2 protein-coding genes and 1 tRNA gene are annotated in these 3696 nt (G+C 64.7%); 2 read left to right on the forward strand and 1 reads right to left on the reverse strand.

Going from position 1 to position 3696, the window contains the following annotated elements; all coding sequences use genetic code 11:
- Positions 1-591: 591 nt before the first annotated feature.
- Positions 592-664 (reverse strand) — tRNA-Val (locus tag MUO23_12975).
- A gap of 50 nt (positions 665-714) precedes the next feature.
- Between MUO23_12975 and MUO23_12980 the strand changes: the two genes are divergently transcribed.
- Both MUO23_12980 and MUO23_12985 read left to right on the forward strand, forming a co-directional pair.
- Entirely contained in the window at positions 715-993 is a 279-nt protein-coding gene (locus MUO23_12980; protein ID MCJ7513865.1) for a hypothetical protein, read from the forward strand.
- A gap of 162 nt (positions 994-1155) precedes the next feature.
- Positions 1156-3696, forward strand: a 2541-nt coding sequence (locus MUO23_12985) for an FAD-dependent oxidoreductase (GenBank protein ID MCJ7513866.1), incomplete at its 3' end; no start/stop codon positions are given.

Below are 3696 nucleotides of genomic sequence, written 5' to 3' on the forward strand. Positions count from 1 at the left end.
CTCCCGGGTTCCGTGACTTCTGCTTGGTTCTCGCACAGGGAGAGTCGTGGGGAGAGCGAGCGCAACGCGGCCGCGCGCCCACACTTGTCACCCGGTCCTGCCTCAGCAGGCGGGACAGGCCGATCCTCTAAGCGGTAGGCCGCTCCCGAAAGAGTCGACTTGATTCGCAAGAGGCTTGCGATGGTCTGCCTCGCCAAGGGAGAGAGATACGCGCCTTGGAACAGGCCCCCTATTGAAGAGGGGCGCCGGCCTCCCGGGAAGCGAATGTGGATGCTGCGGACCCTGACCCGACCACGTCTTCACAAGCGTAAAGGAGTTGTGCCGGAAATCGGCAGGTCTCTTGGTTTCTCCGGTGACACGACTAGCTCAGGAAGCGACCCTGGGACTCGAACCGACGTCTCGAGATATTTCAGGGCCTTCGGGCGACCCGATCGAGCTGGATGCAGAGGGAACAAGCCGACCCCCGACCTGACCAAGGCCAGCGTCACTCCCATGCTTGGCAATTCAGAATGGCGGGACCTGCACTGCCCAGGCAGGACCGCACCTCTTGACCTCGCAGCTGACCAAGGGAATTACCTGCAAGGACAGACGTGGGCGCGGGGGACTCGAAGCCTCGAGCTCACGGATGTGAACTGTGCGCTTTGACCAGTTGAGCTACGCGCCCATGAGCTCCCTATTGTGGCAGTCGGGGGAGAGGTCGGCAAGGCGAATGGAATGCGGCTACCCTCGCTGAGGGGGAGTGTCCCCGAACCGTCAGCCCGCGAATGGGCTGGTCCTTGCGCCGGCCTCATCCACCTGTCGCTCGGCAGTCTGGGCGTGCTGCTGCGTCGTCCGGATCGAGCGGTGGTTCAGGAACCGCTGGACCTGGTCAAGGGCTACACCCTCATGAGCATCTGGGTGGCTCGCCAATGCCGGGAACCGTGGGCGTGGATCTGGGATAGCCTCTGGGAGACGGCGGCATCCCGAACGCGGCCCGAGTTGGATTGCAGCTGACGGCGAAGTTCGTACCCCCATCCCCGTGATCTCCTCCACTGGGGGGCACCCAGCTGCAGGTCTACCATAGACGATAAGAATAGGCGGAATAGCGTGGCGGGACCCCTGGCGCCGGCCGCGTCGGGATAGCCGCCTGCCCGACCCCATTCCGGAAAGGCGCTCATGGCGATAGCCAGCTTTGACCCGAACATCTCCGGAGGCGCGCAGGCTCCCGACGGCGTACTGGTCATTGGCGGCGGCGTGGGCGGCATGCGGGCTGCCCTCGACCTAGCCGAAGCCGGGATCCATGCTTACCTGATGGAGACCAGCCCGGCGTTGGGCGGCCGCGTCGCCCAGCTCGGCTTCATGTTTCCAACGCACGACTGCGTCCTGTGCCGCGGCACGCCCGATCACGGCTTCGGCTGCACCCGGCCTTCGATCAGCCCGGCCCTGCTCGACCACAACCGGCACCCGAACATCACCATCCTGACCTCGACCGATGTGTTGGAGTGCCAGGGGCAAGCCGGAGACTTCCAACTCCGCCTCAGGCAGCAGCCGGCGTTCGTCGATGCCTCCCGGTGCATCAACTGCGGTCGGTGCGCCGATGTCTGTCCCGAAATCCGCCCCAGCGGATTCCAGCTCGGGTTGAGCACGCGCAAGGCTATCGACAAGTCCGCTCCCCGCTCGATCCCCGATGCTTACTACCTGCTGACCAAGACCAACGCCTGCGACGACTGCCGCAAGTGCGTCGAGATCTGTCCAACCCAGGCTGTCAGCCTGGAGGCAGAGCCCCTCGAATTCGACATTCATGTTGGCGCCATCATCTTGGCCATGGGCTTCGAACCGTTCAACCCCAGCCTGATGCCCGAGCTCGGATATGGGCGCATCCGGAATGTGATTACGTCGATGCAGTATGAGCGGCTGGCGTCTCGTTCCGGTCCGACCGAAGGCGTTGTCCGCCGCCTGTCGGACGGGGCGGCGCCTAAGCGCATCGCCTGGCTGCAATGCGTCGGCTCGCGCGATCAGCGCAATCCGTACTGCTCGTCGATCTGCTGCATGTATGCCACCAAAGAGGCGATGCTCGCCAAGCAGCGCAACCCGGATGTCGAATGCCATATCTTCACCATGGACGAGCGGGCCTTCAACAAAGAGTACAACCAGTACTATCTGCAGGCGCGACAGGATTACGGCATCCATTACACCCGCTGCCGGATTTCCGGCGTCGATGAAGACCCGCATACCGGCGAGATCATCCTGCGGTACCCGGTCGGCCGCGAGCACGATGACCAGCTTCCCGGACAGGGGCCGATCCGGGTGGAGCGCTTCGATCTGCTGGTGCTGGCGGTGGGCATTCGTCCCCCGGCCAAATCGATCGAGATTGCCCGCCTGCTCGGCGTCGAGCTCAATGCCTACGGCTTCTGTGAGACCGACAAGTTTGCGCCGCTGGACTCCTCCCGCCCGGGCGTGTTCGTTTGTGGCGCCTTTGCCAGCCCCAAGGAAATCGCCGAGACCATCCTGGACGCCTCGGGCGCGGCCGCTGAGGCGATGCACCTTCTGCACGACCAGCTCGGCCAGCGCGCCTTCAGCCGGACCCATCCGTTCATCAGCAGCGCCTTGCCCGCCGACGCTCGGGCTGAGGCCGCTCCCAGGGGTGACGGGATCGGCGTGGCGTTGTGCGAGTGCGCCGGAGAGATCGGCCACACCATCGACCTGAAGACCGTGGCCGAGTACGCCAGGCAGCTGCCGGGGGTTGAGCGGGTCGAGGTCCTGCCGCTGGCCTGTTTCGCCGAAGGCGAGGCCCGCATCCACGAAATGCTACGGGACTCTTCCACCGGGCGAGTGGTGATCGGCGCCTGCACTCCGCGAACCCACGAGTCGCTTTTCCAGCGCTGGGTAAGCCAGGACGGAATCAACCCGTACCTGGCCGAGCTGGTCAACCTGCGCGAGCAGTGCGCCTGGGTGCATGCCGGCGACCCGGTCGGGGCCACCCGCAAGGCCTGCGAGCTGATCCGCCTCGGCGTCGAGCACGTCCGCCTGGCGGAACCGATTGAGAAATCCGAACGCCTGCCCAAGCGGCAGGCGCTGGTGATCGGGGGCGGCGTGAGCGGCATGACCGCCGCCCTGGCCATCGCCGATGCCGGCTACCAGGTGCACCTGGTCGAGCAGAGTGAAATGCTCGGGGGCAACTTGCACCACGTATACTACGTCGCTGAGGGCGTCAACCCACAACGACTGCAGCGCGATCTGGTCAATCGCGTCGTCGGTCACAACCGGATCAACCTGTACCTGCGCAGCCAGGTTGTGTCCCACTCCGGCAGTGTCGGCGACTTCCGCGCTCGCCTACGAACCGAGGTCGGACCGGGGCAACACCAGGACACCGAGATTGGCCACAGCGTTACCATCCTGGCCACCGGCGGCATCGAGGCTTCCAGCCGACATTACCTGCTGGACAAGGACCCACGCCTCGTGCGACAGTCGCAGCTGGAGGAGATCCTGGCGCACAATCCGGAGCGGGCAACGCGCCTGAAATCTGTGGTGATGATCCAATGTGTCCCGGCGGACAACGGCGTGGAGTACTGCTCACGCATCTGCTGCACCAACACCATCAAGAACGCTATCCGGTTGAAGATGCTCAACCCGGATTGCCAGGTCGTTGTCCTGTACAAGAACATCATCACCTACGGCTTCCGCGAGCAGTACTACGTCGAGGCCCGCCGCCGCGGC

This window comes from Anaerolineales bacterium, assembly GCA_022866145.1.
GTDB lineage: Bacteria > Chloroflexota > Anaerolineae > Anaerolineales > E44-bin32 > PFL42.

Coding starts and splice junctions, on each gene's coding strand:
- MUO23_12980 (MCJ7513865.1), top strand. CDS start 715: ATGCGGCTACCCTCGCTGAGGGGGAGTGTCCCCGAACCGTCAGCCCGC.